The organism is Stenotrophomonas sp. YJH_SMC_25, assembly GCF_059369595.1.
Genome location: NZ_JCAFSV010000002.1, coordinates 90,118 through 110,158 on the forward strand (window position 1 = coordinate 90,118; position 20,041 = coordinate 110,158).

The 20,041-nt window shown below is 66.8% G+C and carries 16 protein-coding genes and 1 riboswitch; of the genes, 7 read left to right on the forward strand and 9 right to left on the reverse strand.

What is annotated here, in order from left to right; all coding sequences use genetic code 11:
- Positions 1–11 precede the first annotated feature (11 nt).
- Complete coding sequence (locus tag AC5P7E_RS03425) at positions 12–1,517, reverse strand: CoA-acylating methylmalonate-semialdehyde dehydrogenase (protein WP_114618803.1); 1,506 nt, start codon at positions 1,515–1,517, stop codon at positions 12–14.
- A gap of 115 nt (positions 1,518–1,632) precedes the next feature.
- Between AC5P7E_RS03425 and AC5P7E_RS03430 the strand changes: the two genes are divergently transcribed.
- Complete coding sequence (locus AC5P7E_RS03430; RefSeq protein WP_012478808.1) at positions 1,633–3,000, forward strand: helix-turn-helix domain-containing protein; 1,368 nt, start codon at positions 1,633–1,635, stop codon at positions 2,998–3,000.
- Between the two features lie 328 nt (positions 3,001–3,328).
- Here AC5P7E_RS03430 and AC5P7E_RS03435 read toward each other — a convergent pair whose 3' ends face one another.
- Positions 3,329–5,221 carry a patatin-like phospholipase family protein gene (locus AC5P7E_RS03435; RefSeq protein WP_099484575.1) on the reverse strand — a complete coding sequence of 631 codons (1,893 nt, stop codon included), beginning with the start codon at positions 5,219–5,221 and terminating at the stop codon, positions 3,329–3,331.
- A gap of 193 nt (positions 5,222–5,414) precedes the next feature.
- Between AC5P7E_RS03435 and AC5P7E_RS03440 the strand changes: the two genes are divergently transcribed.
- The 4 genes from AC5P7E_RS03440 (at position 5,415) to pncA (ending at position 9,832) form a co-directional block, all read left to right on the forward strand.
- Complete coding sequence (locus AC5P7E_RS03440) at positions 5,415–6,464, forward strand: bifunctional nicotinamide-nucleotide adenylyltransferase/Nudix hydroxylase (protein ID WP_005411941.1); 1,050 nt, start codon at positions 5,415–5,417, stop codon at positions 6,462–6,464.
- A gap of 64 nt (positions 6,465–6,528) precedes the next feature.
- On the forward strand, positions 6,529–7,938 hold the full coding sequence (locus AC5P7E_RS03445; RefSeq protein WP_114618802.1) for a nicotinate phosphoribosyltransferase: 1,410 nt from the start codon (positions 6,529–6,531) through the stop codon (positions 7,936–7,938).
- Positions 7,939–8,071: 133 nt separating this feature from the next.
- A riboswitch (cobalamin riboswitch) is annotated at positions 8,072–8,301 on the forward strand.
- A 161-nt stretch (positions 8,302–8,462) separates the two neighbouring features.
- Positions 8,463–9,149 carry an epoxyqueuosine reductase QueH gene (locus AC5P7E_RS03450; RefSeq protein WP_005407678.1) on the forward strand — a complete coding sequence of 229 codons (687 nt, stop codon included), beginning with the start codon at positions 8,463–8,465 and terminating at the stop codon, positions 9,147–9,149.
- 56 nt (positions 9,150–9,205) lie between these two features.
- Positions 9,206–9,832 carry a bifunctional nicotinamidase/pyrazinamidase gene (pncA, locus tag AC5P7E_RS03455; protein WP_329761749.1) on the forward strand — a complete coding sequence of 209 codons (627 nt, stop codon included), beginning with the start codon at positions 9,206–9,208 and terminating at the stop codon, positions 9,830–9,832.
- Positions 9,833–10,003: 171 nt separating this feature from the next.
- Here the strand turns inward: pncA and purU are convergent, their stop codons facing one another.
- Positions 10,004–10,855: a formyltetrahydrofolate deformylase gene (gene purU, locus AC5P7E_RS03460; protein ID WP_005411937.1), complete on the reverse strand. Its 852-nt coding sequence runs from the start codon at positions 10,853–10,855 to the stop codon at positions 10,004–10,006.
- Positions 10,856–10,969: 114 nt separating this feature from the next.
- Here purU and AC5P7E_RS03465 point away from each other — a divergent pair, with 114 nt between their 5' ends.
- Positions 10,970–11,881 carry a LysR family transcriptional regulator gene (locus AC5P7E_RS03465; protein WP_060380447.1) on the forward strand — a complete coding sequence of 304 codons (912 nt, stop codon included), beginning with the start codon at positions 10,970–10,972 and terminating at the stop codon, positions 11,879–11,881.
- A gap of 3 nt (positions 11,882–11,884) precedes the next feature.
- Here the strand turns inward: AC5P7E_RS03465 and AC5P7E_RS03470 are convergent, their stop codons facing one another.
- The 3 genes from AC5P7E_RS03470 to AC5P7E_RS03480 all read right to left on the reverse strand — a co-directional run bounded on the left by AC5P7E_RS03470 (position 11,885) and on the right by AC5P7E_RS03480 (position 14,439).
- Positions 11,885–12,985: an NADH:flavin oxidoreductase/NADH oxidase gene (locus tag AC5P7E_RS03470; RefSeq protein ID WP_114618801.1), complete on the reverse strand. Its 1,101-nt coding sequence runs from the start codon at positions 12,983–12,985 to the stop codon at positions 11,885–11,887.
- A 181-nt stretch (positions 12,986–13,166) separates the two neighbouring features.
- Positions 13,167–13,982 carry an NAD-dependent protein deacetylase gene (locus tag AC5P7E_RS03475; protein ID WP_099523372.1) on the reverse strand — a complete coding sequence of 272 codons (816 nt, stop codon included), beginning with the start codon at positions 13,980–13,982 and terminating at the stop codon, positions 13,167–13,169.
- A gap of 55 nt (positions 13,983–14,037) precedes the next feature.
- The gene (locus tag AC5P7E_RS03480) at positions 14,038–14,439 is read right to left on the reverse strand and encodes an acyl-CoA thioesterase (protein WP_005411933.1); all 402 of its coding nucleotides are present in this window, start codon (positions 14,437–14,439) and stop codon (positions 14,038–14,040) included.
- 152 nt (positions 14,440–14,591) lie between these two features.
- Here AC5P7E_RS03480 and AC5P7E_RS03485 point away from each other — a divergent pair, with 152 nt between their 5' ends.
- On the forward strand, positions 14,592–15,227 hold the full coding sequence (locus tag AC5P7E_RS03485) for a LysE family translocator (protein ID WP_114618800.1): 636 nt from the start codon (positions 14,592–14,594) through the stop codon (positions 15,225–15,227).
- 39 nt (positions 15,228–15,266) lie between these two features.
- On the opposite strand, the gene AC5P7E_RS03490 is transcribed toward AC5P7E_RS03485, so the two are convergent.
- The 3 genes from AC5P7E_RS03490 to AC5P7E_RS03500 all read right to left on the reverse strand — a co-directional run bounded on the left by AC5P7E_RS03490 (position 15,267) and on the right by AC5P7E_RS03500 (position 19,454).
- Positions 15,267–15,524, reverse strand: coding sequence for a hypothetical protein (locus AC5P7E_RS03490; RefSeq protein WP_005411932.1), 258 nt, complete (start codon positions 15,522–15,524; stop codon positions 15,267–15,269).
- Between the two features lie 363 nt (positions 15,525–15,887).
- Entirely contained in the window at positions 15,888–16,907 is a 1,020-nt protein-coding gene (locus AC5P7E_RS03495; RefSeq protein WP_005407669.1) for a ribonucleotide-diphosphate reductase subunit beta, read from the reverse strand.
- Positions 16,908–17,051: 144 nt separating this feature from the next.
- The gene (locus AC5P7E_RS03500) at positions 17,052–19,454 is read right to left on the reverse strand and encodes a ribonucleoside-diphosphate reductase subunit alpha (RefSeq protein WP_005407668.1); all 2,403 of its coding nucleotides are present in this window, start codon (positions 19,452–19,454) and stop codon (positions 17,052–17,054) included.
- Positions 19,455–20,041: the final 587 nt, after the last annotated feature.

A 20,041-nucleotide genomic window follows, 5' to 3' on the forward strand; every position in this document is an offset into this window, starting at 1 on the left:
TGCTCCTGCCGTTACTTCAGGCTGATCGTGGTGTTGACGCCGTGGCTCAGCGTCTCGTCATCGAACCAGCGCGCGGTGACCGTCTTGGTCTGGGTGTAGAACAGCACCACCTGCTTGCCGTACGGGCCCAGGTCGCCCAGCTTGGAGGCGCGCGAACCGGTGAACGAGAACAGCGGCACCGGCACCGGGATCGGCACGTTGATGCCGACCTGGCCGACGTCGATGTCTTCCTGGAACTTGCGCGCGGCAGCGCCGGACTGGGTGAACAGTGCGGTGCCGTTGCCGTTCGGGTTGCTGTTGACCATCGCGATGGCCTCTTCCAGCGTTTCCGCTTCAAGGATGACCAGCACCGGCCCGAAGATTTCTTCCTGGTAGATGCGCATGTCGGTGGTGACACCGGCAAAGATGGTCGGGCCGACGAAGTTGCCCTTCTCGAAACCATCGACCTGCGGCTTGCGGCCATCCAGCACCAGCTTGGCGCCCTGCTCCACGCCCGAGGCGATCAGGCCTTCCACGCGTTCGCGGGCGCCGCAGGAAATGACCGGGCCGACGTCGGTACCGGACACGGTGCCGGCGCTGACCTTCAACGTCTTGGCCTTTTCGACCAGGTCCTGCACCCAGTTGCGCGCCTCACCGACCAGCACCAGGGTGGAAGCGGCCATGCAGCGCTGGCCCGCAGCACCAAAGGCGGCACCGACCATCGCGTTGAGGGTCTGTTCCTTGTTGGCGTCCGGCAGCACCACGGCGTGGTTCTTGGCGCCCATCATGCACTGCACGCGCTTGCCGGCCAGCGAGGCGCGGTTGTAGACGTGGGTGCCGACGCGGGTGGAACCGACGAACGACACGGCCTTGATGTCCGGGTGGTCGCAGATCGCGTTGACCACTTCCTCACCGCCGTGGACGACGTTCAGCACGCCCTTCGGAATGCCGGCTTCCAGGGCAAGCTCGACCAGGCGCATGGTGACCATCGGGTCCTGCTCGGACGGCTTGAGGATGAAGGTGTTGCCCGTTGCAATCGCCATCGGGAACATCCACAGCGGGATCATCGCCGGGAAGTTGAACGGGGTGATGCCGGCGCACACGCCCAGCGGCTGCATGATCGTGTAGGTGTCCACGCCATTGGCCACGTTGTTGGCCAGCTCGCCCAGCTGCAGGTTGCCGATGGCGGCGGCGTGCTCGACCACTTCCAGGCCGCGGAACACATCGCCTTCGGCGTCCGGCAGGGTCTTGCCCTGTTCGGCGGTGAGGATGTGGGCCAGCTCGCTCATGTTCTCGCGGATCAGCTGCTGGTACTTCAGGAAGATGCGCGCGCGGGTACCGATCGGGGTCTTGCGCCAGGTCCTGAAGGCTTCCTTGGCGGCGGCGACGGCGGCGTCCACTTCGCCGGTGGTGGCGAACGGCACCTTGGCCAGCACGTCCTGGGTGGCCGGATTGATCACGTCCTGCCAGTGGGAGGTGGCCGATTCAACGAACTGGCCATCGATCAGCATGCGGATACGGGGCGCTGCAACAGTCATGACGACAATCCCACGGGGTGCGAAAGATGCTTGGCATTATTCACAGCACCCATCTCGATTTCCGGGCTGAATCCGCTTAATCTGGCCAACACGCCAGACGATTCATGTTAATTCTGTGAATTATTCAGCCACCCAGCGGCAGCTTGGCCTGCGCTTGCTACGGCTGCGCGAACAGCGCGGCTACAGCCAGGTGGACCTGGCCCGCGCCTTGGGCCTGTCGGCCAGTTACCTGAACCAGATCGAGCGCAACAAACGCCCACTGACCCCGGCCGTACAGAAGAAGCTGGGCGAGGTATTGGGCGATGTTTCCTCACTGTTCGACGAAGATGAGCCCGCTGCCCTGCAGGAAGCCCTGGGCGAGACCCTGCGCGACCTCGGCTTGGCCGAAGTCAGCGCGACCGAGCTGCGCGCCCTGGCCGGCAACCTGCCGCAGGTCAGCCGCGCGCTGCTGGACCTGCACCGCCGCCACCTGGCGCTGCGCGAGCATGCCGCCGCGCTGGAGTTCCAGCTGGGCGAGCCCGGTGCCGGCAGCACCCTGCCCGCCGGTGACCAGGTGCGCGAGTTCTTCAACCGCATGCACAACCACATCCCCGAACTGGACGAGCTGGCCGAGCAGCTGTTCGCCGAATGGGGGCTGTCGCCCGGGCATGTGGCACCGCGGCTGCGCCAGCTGCTGGCCGACCGCCATGGCGTGCTGGTGGAAGTGGCCGCACTGCAGGCCGGGCGCGAGAAACGGCAATACGATGCCGGTGCGCGGCGGCTGTGGCTGCCCGATTACCTTGAGCCCGGCCAGCAGGCGTTCCAGATGGCGGCCGAGCTGGCCCTTCACGGCTACCTGCCGCAGATCGATGCGGTAGTGGCGCGCGCTGGCTTTACCGATGAGGCACGCATCGCGCAGGCGCGGATTGGCTTGTCGAATTACTTCGCCGGTGCGTTGGTGATGCCGTACATGCGTTTCCTGCGTGCGGCCGAGGCCAGCAGTTACGACATCGAGCTGCTGGCGCACCAGTTCGGCGTGGGCTTTGAAGCGGTCTGTCATCGGCTGAGCACGTTGGCGCGGCGCAGCGCGCCCGGGCTGCCGTTCTTCTTCATCCGCGTGGACCGTGCCGGCAACGTGTCCAAACGCCATTCGGCCACCGATTTCCATTTCTCGCAGGTGGGAGGGTCGTGCCCGCTGTGGATCGTCTACGAGGCGTTCAACCAGCCCGGCCGCATCCTCACCCAGACCGCGCGCATGCCCGATGGCCGCCGTCATTTCTGGCTGGCGCGGCAGGTCAGCAGCGGGCCGGTGGGCCATGGCCAGCCACGCAAGACGTTCGCGGTGGCGTTGGGCTGCGACCTGCAGCATGCCGAACGCCTGGTGTATTCGCTGGGGCTGGATGTACAGAGCCCGGGGAACTCGGTGTCGATCGGGCCGGGTTGCCGGGTGTGCCCGCGCGAGGACTGCATGCAGCGCGCGTTCGCGCAGTTGCCGGGGCGATAGGGTTGGTTCGGCAGGGCTGCGCCCTGCACCTGCGGTAGTGCCGGCCGCTGGCCGGCAACCTCAAAAGCAACAGCGGGCTTTCCGTGGGATGGCGGGGCGGTGTCGGATTGCGGGGACGCCGTGAACCCGTCCCTGAAGTGACCCCCGGCATCCATGCCGCGGACACCCCGCAATCCGACACCCCCCCGCCTTCGACAGTTTCCTCCTGCTGCTGGAACCTGATGCTGATGGTGATGCTGATGCTGCTGATGGTGGGTGCCGACCGTTGGTCGGCACGCTCTGGCCCTGCGCGAAATGCATCCACGCATGGCGTGGATCTACTACCGGCTCAGTAGATCGGCGTCACCTTCATCTGCGGCAGCGGACGCGGTGCGCCGTCGGTAAGGTCCGGGCCGAGGTCTTCCCAGGTACGTCCCTGCTCGACCATCAACCCCCACAGCTGCTGCGAGGCCAGCCGCTTGTCTTCCGAGCCCAGCTTGTACGACGGCGGTGCCGGTTCCCCGCGGGCAACCATCGAATAGGCCGCGCGGTAGGCCAGTACCTGCTGCGCCGGATCATCGGTGCGTGCCACTTCCAGCGTGTAGCGCTGGTAGGCCGAGGCCAGGTTGCGCCAGCGGATCCAGTAGTGGTTCTCGAACGAGAACGAACAGAAGCGCGCACCGGCGAGGCTGCCCTTGTCGGCGATGCGGGTCAGCACCTCCTGCGGCATGTCCAGGTTCATGCCGCCTTCGTCGCCCTGCAGGCTGACGTGCACGATGCGGTCGCGGTAGCCCGGCGCGCGCGCCTGCAGCAGATCGCGCCAGTTCTGCATGGTCGCCACCACCGCGAACAGGAAGCGGCCCAGCTCGGCGGCCGCCAGCGGTGTGGCGATCGACTGGTAGGTGCGCTGCCAGCCGTGTCGGTTCTCGGTGGGCAGGAACACCGCGTGCTCCAGCGACTGGCGGCCATTGCTGCCGTGGTTCACCTCTTCGGCGTGCTGCGGGTAGACCAGATTGATGGCGAAGGTAGGCCAGCGCGGCAACGCGGCATCGAACAGATGGATCGGGAAATTGCTACTGATGCCACCATCGGAGAACCAGCAGATGCGGAAGGCGGTGATCACCGGGCCGCAAGCCTGCCCGGCGCTGGTCAGCCCTTCCATGCTGTCGGCCACGTTGTGCTCGGGGTCGGCCGCCGGCGCGGTCGGCTCGCAGCGTCGTTCGCGGCGTGAGGGTTCATGCAGCGGCACCGCGCTGATCAGCAGCGGGAAGCTCAGGCTCATGCGCGTGGCCACCAGCACCGGCAGCTTCGGGCCCGGCGGCAGGTGGTAGTACTGCCGACCTTCCACCTCCAGCGGCGGGCCGGCCTGCGTCACCAGCCACTGCACCACGCTGGCCGGGAACAGCTGCTCGAATTCCTCGCGCAGGAACCAGAACTGCGCGCCGCCCAGCGGCAGCGTGCGCGGCTCGTTGTGCGACACGCAGGTGGTGATCATCTGCAGGCTGATCGCATGCGGGCTGTCCGGCTCGCCGGCATAGCGCGGCGCGTCGTGCAGGTCGGCGAAGGTGAGCGGTGCATCCAGCGGCCTGCCGGACAACTGCTGCAGGCATTCGTGCAGCCACTCGGTCAGTGCCGGCGTGCGTGCATCGCGGCCGAGGCCGCTGCACAGGCCCAGCAGATTGCGTCGCGCCACGCGTGCCACACGAAGCGCGGCACCGGCCACACCCGCACCGTACGCGCACAGCAGCGACGGCAGCAGCGTGGCCGCCACCCCGCTCCAACCACCGCCCCACCAGCCCAGGCCGAGCAGCAGCGCCAGCGACACCAGCACTTCCAGCGGCGCGATCTCGAACACGGCAACGGCCAGGCACAGCAGTTTGTGCGGCAGGCTGGCATTGCCGGTCAGCACCACCAGCAGGCGATAGGCCGCGCGTGCCCCGCGTGCGGGCTGGAACAGGCTGTAGATGAAGCCGCGCCGCGACAGCTGCGCCGACACCGCCGACAACCCGCCATAGCCTGCATCGCCGGGCAGGTGCTCGCCGGCCTGCTGACGACGATCACCGCAGGCCGCCGCAGCCGCCACGGCGGCGGCGATGGCGCCGGCCGAAGTGCCGCCGATGCTCTTGAAGCGATACTCGCGCGCCAGCGCCAGTACCGCATTGGGGTACACGATGCCGCTGGTGATGCCGCCTTTCATGACCAGATCGCAGTACTTGTCCGCCACTGTCTTGCCCCCGAGCATGCCGTCCGCCGCGTGGGTGCCAGTATGGCGCAGAGGCTTCTCAGGGCCTGAGAACAACGGCGCAGTCCGCGCACGCGATGCGCCGTTCAGCAGAAAGCACGGCTGCAGGCTTGACCCGCCCCGCCATCGGCGTAGCATCTGCAGCAAGCCAAGGGACAGACCCGCGGCTGCCACAACGACATGAGGGATTCTCATGGAATTCGACTATCTCGTCTTCATCGGGCGATTCGAGCCCTTCCACAACGGCCACGCCGCCGTTGCCCGCCTGGCCCTGAGCCGGGCCCGCAAGCTGATCTTCCTGGTCGGCTCTGCCGATACCCCCCGCAGCCTGCGCAATCCCTGGACCGTGGCCGAACGTGCCGTGATGATCCAGGCCGCCCTCGATGGCCACACCGACCGCCTGCTGATCCGCCCGCTGCGTGACCACCTGTACAACGAAGCGCAGTGGATCGCCAACGTGCAGCGCCAGGTGGCTGAAGCCCTGCGCAACGACGGCGCCGCCGCCGATGCGAAGGTAGGCCTGATCGGCATGGACAAGGACGCGTCCAGCTACTACCTGCGCGAGTTCCCGCAGTGGCCGCTGGTGGACGTGCAGCACACCGCCACCCTGTCGGCCACCGAGCTGCGGCGCTACCTGTTCGAAGCCGGCGACGTCGACTTCCACGGCGCGCTGCTGATGCTGCGTGGCAATGTGCCGGCGCCGGTGTACGACATGCTCGAAGCGTTCCGCAAAAGCGCGCCTGCCTATGGCCAGCTGGTGGCCGAGTACCGCTTCATCGAACAGTACAAGGCCGCGTGGAAGGATGCGCCCTACGCGCCCACCTTCGTCACCACCGATGCGGTGGTGGTGCATTCAGGCCACGTGCTGCTGGTGCGTCGCCGCTCGGAACCCGGCAAGGGGCTGTGGGCACTGCCCGGCGGCTTCGTCGGCCAGGAACAGAGCCTGCTCGACAGCTGCCTGCGCGAACTGCGCGAGGAAACCCGGCTGAAGATTCCGCTGCCGGTGCTGAAGGGGTCGCTGAAGGGCCAGCAAGTCTTCGACCACCCCGACCGCAGCCAGCGCGGCCGCACCATCACCCACGGTTTCCACTTCGAATTCCCGGCCGGTGACCTGCCGCCGGTGCGCGGCGGCGACGACGCCGACAAGGCGCGCTGGATACCGGTGAGTGAAGCCCTGGACATGGGCCCGCAGCTGTTCGAAGACCACCTGCACATCCTGGAGTATTTCCTCGGCCGCGGCTGACAGGCCCGGCCTCCCCACTGGCGGATAGACCGCTGGTGTCACTCGACGCGAAGGAGCTTCCGTCATGCACTACCTCGATAATCTTCTCCTCAACACCGACAGCTACAAGGCCAGCCATTGGCTGCAGTACCCGCCGGGTACCGATGCCACGTTCTTCTACGTCGAATCACGTGGCGGCCTGCACGATCGCACGGTGTTCTTCGGCCTGCAGGCGATCCTCAAGGACGCGCTGGCACGACCGGTCACCCACGCCGACATCGACGACGCTGCTGCGGTATTCGCCGCCCATGGCGAACCGTTCAACGAGGCCGGCTGGCGCGATATCGTCGACCGGCTTGGCGGCCACCTGCCGGTGCGCATCCGCGCCGTTCCCGAGGGCAGCGTGGTGCCCACCCACCAGGCACTGATGACCATCGAGTCGACCGATCCGGCTGCGTTCTGGGTGCCGTCGTATCTGGAAACGCTGCTGCTGCGCGTGTGGTATCCGGTCACCGTGGCCACCATCAGCTGGCACGCACGGCAGACCATCGCCGCGTTCCTGCAGCAGACCAGCGACGACCCGCAGGGGCAGCTGCCGTTCAAGCTGCACGACTTCGGCGCGCGCGGTGTATCGAGCCTGGAATCGGCCGCGTTGGGCGGTGCCGCGCACCTGGTCAACTTCCTCGGCACCGATACCGTGTCGGCGCTGTGCCTGGCACGCGCGCACTACCACGCGCCGATGGCCGGCTATTCGATTCCGGCCGCCGAGCACAGCACCATCACCAGTTGGGGCCGCGAACGCGAGGTGGACGCCTATCGCAACATGCTGCGCCAGTTCGGCAAGCCCGGTTCGATCGTGGCGGTGGTGTCGGACAGCTATGACATCTACCACGCGATCAGCGAACACTGGGGCACCACCCTGCGCGATGACGTGATCGCGTCGGGCGCCACCCTGGTCATCCGACCCGACTCGGGTGACCCGGTGGAGGTGGTGGCCGAAAGCCTGCGCCGGCTGGATGAAGCCTTCGGCCACAGCCTCAACGGCAAGGGCTATCGCGTGCTCAACCACGTGCGGGTGATCCAGGGCGATGGCATCAATCCGGACACCATCCGCGCGATCCTGCAGCGCACCACCGACGACGGCTACGCTGCCGACAACGTGGCCTTCGGCATGGGCGGTGCACTGCTGCAGCGACTGGACCGCGATACGCAGAAGTTCGCGCTGAAGTGCTCGGCGGCGCGGGTCGAGGGTGAGTGGATCGACGTCTACAAGGATCCGGTCACCGATGCCGGCAAGACCAGCAAGCGTGGCCGCATGCGCCTGCTGCGCCGCCTGGATGACGGCAGCCTGCATACGGTGCCACTGCCGGCCAACGGCGACGACACCCTGCCGGACGGCTTCGAGGACGCAATGGTGACCGTGTGGGAGAACGGCCGCCTGCTGCACGACCAGCGGCTGGACGACATCCGCACGCGGGCGGCCGTGGGGCATTGAAGGCGCATCCCGACCGGGGTCAGAGCCCGCTGCGTGGCAGCGGGATCCGACCCCTTCCTTCCGCTGGGGTCGGATCCCGTTGCAGCGCAGCGGGCTCTGACCCCTGCGCTCTTGACCGGCGCCACCAACAGGTCCACCTTGCACACGCCGAAGGTATCCCTCCCATCGCTGCGGCGCGGGGAGGGGTTTAAACGGGAATCCGGTGAAGGCGCCTCGCGCGTCCATTCCGGAGCTGCCCCGCAGCGGTGAATGGAAACGAATCCTGCCAACAGCACTGGGCTCGCGCCTGGGAAGCGGCGGGTAGTAGGTGGGCTGCGGCCCGTGTCCATCAGCCCGAATACCGGCCCCGGCCGGGGGACACGACCGTCCCCTGACTCGACCTGGAATCTCCGCGGGGAGGTTGCCGGGGCCGTCGTCGTCCTGCGCGTGCAGGCGGTGTGGCCGCGCGCGTCCTGTTCACGGTATCCGGCCAGACCCGTTCACCCACGCGCTGATGCATGGGCCACCGCCGTTGCCGGCGGTCCATGCGGTACCTGACGATGACCGAGCTCCAACGCCCCACCCTGACCCTGCCCGCCGACGGCAAGCGCCTGCTGCTGCATTCGTGCTGCGCGCCCTGTTCCGGCGAAGTGATGGAGGCGATCACCGCCTCCGGGATCGACTACGCGATCTTCTTCTACAACCCCAACATCCACCCGGTGAAGGAGTACGAGCTGCGCAAGCAGGAGAACATCCGCTTCGCCGAGCAGCACGGCATTCCCTTCATCGACTGCGACTACGACACCGACAACTGGTTCAGCCGCGCACGCGGCATGGAAAACGAGCCCGAGCGCGGCATCCGCTGCACGATGTGCTTCGACATGCGCTTCGAGCGCACTGCGTTGTACGCGCACGAGCACGGTTACGACACCATCAGTTCTTCGCTGGGCATCTCGCGCTGGAAGAACATGGCGCAGATCAACGACTGCGGCATCCGCGCCGCCTCGCGCTATGAAGGCCTGCAGTACTGGGACTACAACTGGCGCAAGGGCGGCGGTGCCAGCCGCATGATCGAGATCAGCAAGCGCGAGCAGTTCTACCAGCAGGAATACTGCGGCTGCGTGTACTCGCTGCGCGATGCCAACCGCCATCGCCGCGAGAATGGCCGCGAGCGGATCAAGATCGGCCTGTTGTACTACGGTCAGGACGCTGGGACGCCGCAGGACGATTGACGCGCAGGCATGGGGCGGCCACGCTGGTCGCCCCTTGAGTTCGTGCTGGATCTGCCATGACCGCCCTGCCCGCCGATGTCGCCCTGCTGGTGATCGACCTGCAGCCGGACTTCATGCCCGGTGGTGCCCTGGCCTGCGACCAGGGCGATGCGCTGGTGGCACCCATTGCCGATCTGCTGGCGCAGCGCCGCTACCGCACCGTGGTGGCAACACAGGACTGGCACCCGGCCGACCATGCCTCGTTCGCCAGCCAGCACCCCGGCCAACGCCCGTTCGAGACCATCCTGCTGCACGCGCAGCCGCAGACCCTGTGGCCGGACCACTGCGTGCAGGGCAGCGCCGGTGCCGCCCTGCACCCGGGCGTGGACTGGACCGTGGCCGACCTGATCCTGCGCAAGGGCACGCGCCAACAGGTGGATTCGTACAGCGCCTTCCGCGAGAACCACGGCCCCGATGGCAAGCGCCCGGCCACCGGCCTGGCCGGCTGGCTGCATGAACGCCGCATCCGCGAAGTGCACGTATGCGGCCTGGCCCGTGACTACTGCGTGCTGTGGAGCGCGCAGGACGCGGTGAAGTCCGGCTTCCGGGTGAAGTTCCTGTGGGAGCTGACCAAGCCGGTGACCGAAGCCAACGACGTGATGGTGCGCGAGGCGCTGGGCAAGGCGGGGATCGCGATCGTCTGAGGCGTGACCGCCGGGCATGGCCCGGCGCTACCGCGCACGAAATCAGGATTCGGTAGTGCCGGGCGCTGGCCGGCAACCTCGGGATCTCTGCAGTTGCCGGCCAGCGGCCGGCACTACCGGATAGCACCCGTGGTAGCGCCGGGCCATGCCCGGCGGACGCGGGATGGGCGATTACCGGAACACCACCGTGCGATGCCCATTGAGCAGGATGCGGTGCTCCACATGGCGGCGAACCGCGCGTGCCAGCACCAGCGATTCGGTATCGCTGCCCAGCCGCACCAGTTCGCGCGGTGCCATCGCATGGTCCACGCGGGCCACGTCCTGTTCGATGATCGGGCCTTCGTCCAGGTCCTCGGTGACATAGTGCGCGGTGGCGCCGATGATCTTGACCCCACGCGCGTGTGCCTGGTGGTACGGCTGCGCGCCCTTGAAGCTGGGCAGGAAGCTGTGGTGGATGTTGATGGCACGGCCGGCCAGCGCGCGGCACAGCGTGGGTGACAGGATCTGCATGTAGCGCGCCAGCACCACCAGGTCGATGCGTTCGCGCTCGACCAGGTCGATGATCTGCTGCTCCTGCACCGCGCGTGTATCGGCGGTCACCGGCAGGTGGTGGAACGGCACCTGGTAGGACGCCGCCAGCGGCGCGAAGTCGGCGTGGTTGGACGCCACTGCTGCGATGTCCACCTTCAGCTGGCCGCTGTGGGCGCGGAACAGCAGGTCGTTGAGGCAATGCCCCTGTTTGCTGACCAGCACCAGCAGCCGCGCGCGGCGTCGGCCATCGTGCAGCTGCCAGTCCATGCCGAAGCCCTCGGCAAGCGTGGCCATGGCGGCGTGCACGGTTTCCAGCGGCAGGCCGGCATCGCGGTCGAAGTGCACGCGCAGGAAGAAGCGGCCACTCTCCTCATCGCCGAACTGCTGGGCGTCGAGGATGTTGCAGCCGTGGTCGAACAGCAGGCCGGACACGCGGTAGACGATGCCGGTGCGGTCGGGGCAGGACAGGGTAAGAATGGAATCGGGGCGCATCGCCACAGTGTAGGGCAGCGCCCTGCCCAGCGGCCGGATGATCACGGGTGCAACCGACCTGCTTGGTTCAGTACCAAGCGATACTTGGACCTTCCCGTGGCAAGCTGGTCGGTCATGAACCTGTTGCAACTGATCCGCAGCTTCACCCGCACCGCAGAGACCGGCAGTATTGCCGCCGCGGCCCGCATCCTTGGCATCAGCGCCACCGCGGTCGGCCAGAACATCAACCGGCTGGAGGCCCATCTGGGCGTACGGTTGCTGAACCGAAGTACGCGGCAGCTGGCGCTCAGCGAGGCCGGCGCGCTGTACCTGGCGCAGGTGCGCCACATCGAAGCCGACCTGGCGCGCGCGCAGGCGATGGTCACCGCCGGTGACATCGAACCGGCCGGACCGCTGCGCATCGCCAGCAGCAGCGCCTTCGGTCGCCACGTGCTTGCCCCCTTGTTGCCTTCACTGCAGCAGCGCTACCCACAACTGCAGCTGGAGCTGCGCCTGACCGACCGCGCCGTGCAGCATGGGCCGGAAGCGGTGGATGCCAGCATCCGCATCGGGGCGCAGCTGGAGGACGGCGTGGTCGCGCGGCAGCTGGCGCGTGTTCCGTTCGTGTTCTGTGCCTCGCCGGCCTACCTGAAGGCGCACGGTACCCCGCAACAGCCTTCCGATCTGGGCGGTCATCGCGGGTTGCTGCACCGCTTCCCCACCGATGGCCGACCATTGCGCTGGGGCCTGCTGAAGGACGGCCAGCGCGTGGACGCCGCGCTGCCACCGAGCATGGTCTGCGATGACATCGATGCGCTGGCGACGCTGGCGGCGGCCGGTGCCGGCATCACCCGGCTGGCCGCATTCGTGGCCGAGCCGTACCTGCGCGATGGCCGCCTGCAGGCGGTGTTCGGCGCCGACACCGCGTGGCGCCCGGAACCGATGGAGGTCTACTTCTGCGTCAGCGACCGCCGCGATTTCACCGCCAAGATCCGCGCGCTGTTCGAACACCTTCAGGCCGGCATCGCGCCGGCCTGGCGGGTGTGAGCCTCAGCGCGTCTTGAACACGCCGCGCGCGTCGCGCGGCTCGCAGCGCAGGTACTGTGGCGCCGGTTCCACGCTGTCGCGCAATGCGGCAGCGGCATGCCACGGCCAGCGCGGGTCGTAGAGGATGCCGCGCGCCAGGGCCACGGCATCGGCGTGGCGATGGCGCAGGATCGATTCGGCCTGCTCGGGCTCGGTGATCATGCCCACGGCGATGACCGGCATGCGCACCTTGGCCTTGATCGCTGCCGCGAACGGCACCTGGTAGCCCGGACCGACGGTGATCTTCTGGCGTTCGTCCAGGCCACCGCTGGAGACATGCAGGAAATTGCAGCCGCGCGCGTCCAGCACCTGGGCCAGCGCTTCGCTCTGCACCAGATCCCAGCCGCCATCGACCCAGTCGCTGGCGGAGATGCGCACGCCCACGGCGACCTTGTCCGATACCGCCGCACGCACGGCGTCGAACACTTCCACCAGCAGGCGCAGGCGGTTCGGCAATGAGCCACCGTAGCCATCATTGCGACGGTTGCTCAGCGGCGACAGGAACTGGTGCAGCAGGTAGCCGTGGGCGGCATGCAGCTCGATCAGCTCGAAGCCGAGGCGCTCGGCACGCACCGCACTGGCGGCGAAGGCGGCGATGACCTCGGCGATGCCGGCCTCGTCCAGTTCCTGCGGTGCCGGATCGGCGGCGTGGAACGGCAGCGGCGACGGCGCCACGGTGGCCCAGCCACGCGCATCGTCGGCCGGCAGCTGGCCACCGCCGTCCCAAGGGCGGTTCACCGAGGCCTTGCGACCGGCATGGCCGAGCTGGATGCCCAGCGGCATCGGCGACCAGCGGCGGACGCTGGCCAGTACCTGTGCCAACGCGGCCTCGGTGCCGTCATCCCAAAGGCCCAGGTCGGCCCAGCTGATGCGGCCACGCGGCTCGACTGCGGTGGCTTCCAGGATCAGCAGGCCGGCGCCGGATTGCGCCAGGTTGCCCAGGTGCATGGCATGCCAGTCGCTGGCGCGGCCGTCTTCGGCGGAGTACTGGCACATCGGCGCGACGACGATGCGGTTGGACAGGGTCAGGGGGCCGAACGAGATCGGCGAAAACAGCTGGCTCAAGACAGTGATGGACGACGTAGGGGATGCGTATTGCACCGCCGCACGGCTCCGGGATCAACCATCTGGATGGATCGCTGTTTCGCGGCGGCTGGTGGCCTGTGGAGTCGACTGACAGTCGACTGCATTTCCAACGGCCGTCGAGAAGCCCGCGCTGCACGCGATAGTCGACTGACAGTCGACTCTACCCAGCCGATGGTTCGATAACCGACGCCAGCGCCTCAGCACAATCGCGTTCATCCTTGAACTGCAGCAGGTCGTCTGCACGGGTGCGGCCACGGTTCAGCGCCGCCACCGGCAGTCCTGCTTTGGCCGCCGCCTGCACGAAGCGGAAGCCGGAATAGACCATCAGCGACGAGCCCACCACCAGCACGGCGTCGGCCTGCTGCAGGTGCTCGTGCACCGCCTCCACCCGCTCGCGGGGCACGTTTTCGCCGAAAAACACCACGTCCGGCTTCAACACCCCGCCGCAGTGCGGGCACCCGGGTACCACGAAGCTGGAGAAATCGGTCTCCAGGTCGGCGTCGCCATCAGGCGCGACGCCGGCCTCCAGCGCATCCCAGCCGGGGTTGGCGTCGAGCAGGCGCTGCTGGAAGTCCTCGCGGCCACTGCGGCGCTCGCAGCCCATGCAGCGCACCAGGTCCAGGCGGCCATGCAGGTCGATCACGTTACGGCTGCCGGCGCGCTGGTGCAGGCCGTCCACGTTCTGGGTCAGCAGCACCTGCAGCTTGCCACGGCTTTCCAGTGCGGCCAGGGCCTGGTGGGTACCATTGGGCCGGGCCAGGCCGAAGCGCGGCCAGCCCAGCAGGCTGCGCGCCCAGTAGCGCTGGCGGGCAGCCGTCTCGCCCATGAAGGCCTGGTAGGTCACCGGTGGCGTGCGTTTCCACTGGCCGTCGCTGTCGCGGTAATCGGGAATGCCCGAGGCGGTGCTGCAGCCGGCGCCGGTCAGCACGAACAGGCGCTGGGCGCGGTCGATGAAGTCGGTCAGTGGCGGGGTCATGGCTGCCAGATGGGGGCGCCGCAGCGCCCCCGCAAGCGCCGGTCGGTTGGCCGGGTCAGTCCGCCGGCAGCGGCGGCACCGCGATCGGGTGGCCTTCCTCGTCCAGCGCGATCATCACGAAGTGGCCGCGGGTGCACAGCTTGCGCTCGCCGCTGTGCAGGTCTTCGGCGACCAGTTCCACCTCCACCTTCATCGAGCTGCGGCCGACTTCAACGATGCGGCCGATGGTTTCCACCATCTGGCCGATGCGGATCGGCAGTTTGAAGTCGACCTGGTCGCTGCGCGCGGTCACCACGGTACGGCGCGAGTAGCGGGCGGCGGCCAGGAATGCGGCCTTGTCCATCCACGCCAGTGCCTGGCCACCGAACAGGGTGCCAAGGTGGTTGGTATGGTTGGGGAAGACGATTTCGGCCATGCGCACTTCGATGGGCGGCACGGTCTCGGGGATCGGGGTCATGGGGGAGCTTCAGTGTGGGGTGCTGCGGATTCTAAGCGACCGGCGTGACGGCCATCGGAATGCACGTGCAACGGTCACCCGGCAGCGGTGCCTGCGCAGGCCGCGCCTGCAGCAGGCGTTACACTGCGCCACGCCCACTGCCAGGACCTCCCATGCCCGCCACTTCCGACCTGCTGGCCTTTGCGCTGGTTTCGCTGGCCATGGTGCTCACGCCCGGGCCGAACATGATCTACGTCATCTCGCGCTCGATCTGCCAGGGGCCGATGGCGGGACTGATCTCGCTGGGCGGGGTGGCGCTGGGCTTCGTGTTCTACATGCTGTGCGCGGCATTGGGCATCACCGCCCTGCTGATGACCGTGCCGTTCGCCTACGATGCGCTGCGCATCGGTGGCGCGCTGTACCTGCTGTACCTGGCCTGGCAGGCGCTCAAGCCGGGTGGCCGTTCGCCGTTCGCGGTCCGCGAACTGCCGGAGGACAGCCCGCGCAAGCTGTTCACGATGGGATTCCTGACCAATCTGCTGAACCCGAAAGTGGCGGTGATGTACCTGTCGCTGCTGCCGCAGTTCCTGCACCCGGACAGCGAAGGCAGCGTGCTGATGCAGTCGATCGTGCTGGGCTCCACCCAGATCCTGGTCAGCGTCAGCGTGAACGGCATGATCGCGCTGACCGCCGGCAGCATCGCCGGCTTCCTGGCCGCACGCCCGACCTGGCAGATGGTGCGGCGCTGGCTGATGGGCACGGTGCTGGCCGGACTGGCGGTGCGCATGGCGGTGGAAGGGCGGCGCTGATCGCGGCGTGCCCTCAAGGCGATACGCCCGGCCCCGTAATCAGAACAGTTCAGCGTGGTAGAAGCTGGGTTGTGCCGACCAGGCCTTGATATCGCCACATTGCGGCACGCTGGTGTAGTACAGGCGGATGGGTATGGCGGAGACCTTCGCACTCATCAGCATGGCGTAGGTTGCCTTGCAGACCTCGGGCGGCATGCTGAAGTCGCCTTTGCTGACGATGTTGCAGACCGCGTGGATGGGCGAGACGGTGGTCGCCACGAACACCTTGCCGCTGGCATCGATGGAAACGTTGGTCACCTTGGAATCGCAGTTCGTGCCATGGGCGAGGGGCGGACAGGCGACCAGGACGGCGAACAGTCCCCCCATCCACCCACGAAACACGGTCCTGCGGGTTGCTGTTCCAGGCACTGCAGTCTCCATTGCGACCTCCGGGGTCCATTCAGTTGCGCCACCATGGCAGGACCACGCGCACGGAAACCCGGCGCTGGGATTGTCCACGCGTCATTCCTGCAGTCGCTTTCCCTTTTCCTCCAGGCCCGGCAGGGGTACGACGCACTGCCGCCACTGGTGTCCAGCGAGAATAGCTCATCCTTCTGATGCGCAACGAAAAACCCCGGCATTGGCCGGGGTTCTTCGTTGCGACAGGCCGGGCCGGTTCGATCAGAAGTTCATGTCGAAGGCGACTTCGCCCTGCACGCCGACCTGGTAGGCCGAGACGCGGCGTTCGAAGAAGTTGGTCAGCTCCTGCACGTCCTGCAGTTCCATGAACGGCAGCGGGTTGCGCACGTTGTACTTCTTTTCCATGCCCAGCTTGGCGAAGTGCTGGTCGGCACAGTGCTGCAGGTACTGGCGCATGTCGCGGGTGGAGATGCCGGCCACGCCGCCGGACAGCACGTCCTCGGCGAACTGCACTTCGCATTCGATGGCTTCGGCCAGCATGTCGTAGACCTGCTGCTTCATCTCTTCGTCGAACAGGTCCGGTTCTTCCTCACGCACCACGCGCACCGACTCGAACGCGAACTCCATGTGCGCGCTCTCGTCGCGGAACACCCAGTTGGTGCCCGAGGCCAGGCCCGGCAGCAGGCCGCGCGAACGGAAGTAGTACACGTAGGCAAAGGCCGCGAAGAAGAACAGGCCTTCGATGCAGGCGGCGAAGCAGATCTGGTTGAGCAGGAACTGGCGGCGCTGTTCGCGGGTCTCGATGCGGGTCAGGCTCTGGATCGAGTCGATCCACTTGAAGCAGAAATCGGCCTTCTTCTTGATCGAGTCGATGTTCTCCACCGCCGAGAACGCCTTGGCGCGCTCTTCCGGATCCGGCAGGTAGTTGTCGAGCAGGGTCAGGTAGAACTGCACGTGCAGCGCTTCTTCATACAGCTGGCGCGACAGGTACATGCGCGCTTCCGGCGCATTGAGATGCTGGTACAGGTTCAGCACCAGGTTGTTGGAGACGATCGAGTCGCCGGTGGCGAAAAACGCGACCAGGCGGTGGATCAGGTGGCGCTCGCCCGGCGACATCTTGCTGTGCAGGTCGGTGATGTCGATCTGGAAGTTGATCTCTTCCACCGTCCAGGTGTTCTTGATCGCGTTCCGGTACATGTCATAGAACTGCGGGTAGCGCATCGGGCGCAGGGTCAGTTCAAAACCGGGATCGAGCAGCATCTGCTTGGGCTTGTCGGCCATGGGTGTTTCCTTGAATTCCTGGGTGAGCCGCCGGGCGTGGCCCGGCGCTACCGTGGGTGTTTTTCCGCAGCCGAGCATGGCTCGGCTCTACAGGTGCGAGGTGTTCGAGTGCCGACCAACGGTCGGCACCCACCGCGCGGTGTGTTACTGGCAGGCCTCGCAGGCTTCCGGGTTTTCCAGCGAGCAGGCGATGGCTTCGTCCGGGCTGAATACCTTGGCCGGGGCCGCAGCGCTCACCGTGGTCTTGGCGATCTTGGTGGCCGGGCGCGAACGCAGGTAGTAGGTGGTCTTGATGCCCTGCTTCCAGGCGTACATGTACATGGAGGACATCGCGCCGATGTTCGGGCTTTCCATGAACAGGTTGAGCGAGGCCGACTGGTCGATGAAGGCGCCACGCTCGGCGGCCATGTCGATCAGCGAACGCATCGGCAGTTCCCACGCGGTGCGGTAGACCTCGCGCAGCGTTTCCGGAATCTGCGCCACGCCGGCGATGGAACCTTCGGCCAGCTTGATGGCATCGCGCATTTCCGGCGTCCACAGGCCCAGCTTCTTCAGCTCGTTCACCAGGTAACGGTTGACCTGCAGGAAGTCACCGGACAGGGTCTCGCGCTTGAACAGGTTGGATACCTGCGGCTCGACGCACTCGTAGCAGCCGGCGATCGAGGCGATGGTCGCGGTCGGTGCGATCGCGATCATCAGCGAATTGCGCAGGCCGTGTTCCTTGATGCGGGCGCGCAGGGCGTCCCAGCGTGCGGTGTCTTCCGGCACCACGTTCCAGGCGTCGAACTGCAGTTCGCCACTGGCGGCGCGGGTGTCGTTGAACGACGGGTGCTTGCCACGTTCCTGGGCCAGCTCGCAGGAGGTTTCCAGCGCGTGGAAGTAGATCGCTTCGGCAATCTTCTTCGAAAGGGCGCGGGCTTCGGCGCTGTCGAACGGCAGGCGCTTGCGGAAGAACACGTCCTGCAGGCCCATGCAGCCCAGGCCGACCGGACGCCAGCGCAGGTTGGCGCGGCGGGCGGTTTCGATCGGGTAGAAGTTCAGGTCGATGACGCGGTCGAGCTGGCGCACGGCCAGGCGCACGGTCTCGGCCAGCTTCTCGAAATCGAACTCGTTGTGCTCGTCGAAGTGGTTGCCCAGGTTGATCGAACCCAGGTTGCACACCGCGGTTTCATCGTTGGAGGTGACTTCCAGGATTTCCGTGCACAGGTTGGACAGGTGGATCACGTTGCCCGGACGCAGGGTCTGGTTGCTGGCGCGGTTGCACTTGTCCTTGAAGGTCATCCAGCCGTTGCCGGTCTCGGCCAGCGTACGCATCATGCGGGCGTAAAGCTTGCGGGCAGAGATGGTGCGGTTGGCCTTGCCCTGGGCTTCGGCCTGCAGGTAGGCGGCCTCGAAGGCTTCGCCGAACAGGTCGGTGAACTCCGGCACGACGCGCGGATCGAACAGCGACCATTCCTGGTCGGCTTCGACGCGCTTCATGAACAGGTCCGGCACCCAGTTGGCCAGGTTCAGGTTGTGCGCGCGGCGGGCTTCGTCACCGGTGTTGTCACGCAGCTCGAGGAAGTCCTCGATGTCGGCGTGCCAGGTTTCCAGGTACACGCAGGCCGCGCCCTTGCGCTTGCCACCCTGGTTCACCGCGGCCACGGACGAATCCATGGTCTTCAGCCACGGCACGATGCCGTTGGAGTGGCCGTTGGTCGACTTGATGAGCGAACCACGCGAACGCACGCGGGTGTAGCTGACGCCGATGCCGCCGGAGAACTTCGACAGCTGGGCGATGTCGCCGTACTTGGAGTAGATCGACTCCAGCGAGTCCTGCGGCGAGTCCAGCAGGAAGCACGAGGACAGCTGCTCGTGGGTGGTGCCGGAATTGAACAGGGTCGGGCTGGACGGCAGGTAGTCCAGGTTGCCCATGCGCTTGTACAGCGCCAGGGTCTCGGACACGTCCTCGCTCAGCGCGCTGGCGATGCGCAGGAAGAACTGCTGCGGGGTCTCGATCACCTTGCGGGTGTGCGGGTGGCGCAGCAGGTAACGGTCGTACAGGGTACGCAGGCCGAAGTAATCGAAGTTCAGGTCCAGCGAGATGTCGATGGCATCGTTGAGCTTGCGCGCGTTGGTCTGCACGAAGTTCAGCAGGCGGTCGTTGATCAGGCCGACTTCATGGCCACGGCTGACCGACTGCGAGAAGGCGTAGATTTCCTGGCCCGAGACTTCCTTGGCGATGTAGTTGGCCAGCAGGCGCGCAGCCAGGCGGCCGTACTCGGGCTCTTCACCGATCAGCAGGGCGGCGGTGCGGATGGACAGTTCGTCCAGCTCGCGGGTGGTGGCGCCGTTGTACAGGCCGGAAATGGTGCGGGTGGCCACGCGCATCGGATCGACGGCGTGCAGGCCTTCGGAGGAACGCTGCACCGCGCGCACGATCTTGTTCAGGTCCACCAGTTCGGTCGTGCCATTGCGCTTGGTCACACTCATCGCGTTGGCCGTCGGCGGCGACGTCAACAGGAATTCGCTTTCCTTCTCGATGGTGGCGCTGGATTCGGTGGTCACGGCGTGTGTCCTCTTGGCGTGATTGGTGGGTGCTCGATGCATCGGGTGACGCAGCCCGGGACATGACAGCCCAGGATGGCAGGACGGCGTCGCAGCGGATGAGACCCTGCGCCTGCCACTGCCGTTGACGATCGCGGATGGGTACCCGGGCATCCCTAGAATTGGGGTTGCTGCGACCGACGGCCACAAGATAGTGGGGGTGATGGGGCCCGTCAACGCCAAATGTAGTGAAATTCGGCAATCCCTTGCGCCGCAAGGATCGTGCCACCGGCGTCCGGATCAGACGCTTCAGACCTGCCGGAACGGGCTGCGCAGTCAAGCCCGAAAGACGTCATTGCGGTGGTACAACGCACCGCGAAAACGGAACAATGACAGCTTCACATGACAGTGATGAAACTGGCTAGGGACAACCCTGTGGATAGGTGGTGGGCAGCCGGTGGGAATCCGGTGGACGCCGGGACCGCCCGCCGGGCAGCGACGCGAGGCTGCATGTGTCGGCCAGGCCGGAGGAGCGGCCGCAGGGAAACGCCGTTGCACCCTTCCCCCGATCATTGCCGGCCAGCGGCCGGCACTACCGGAATTCCAGG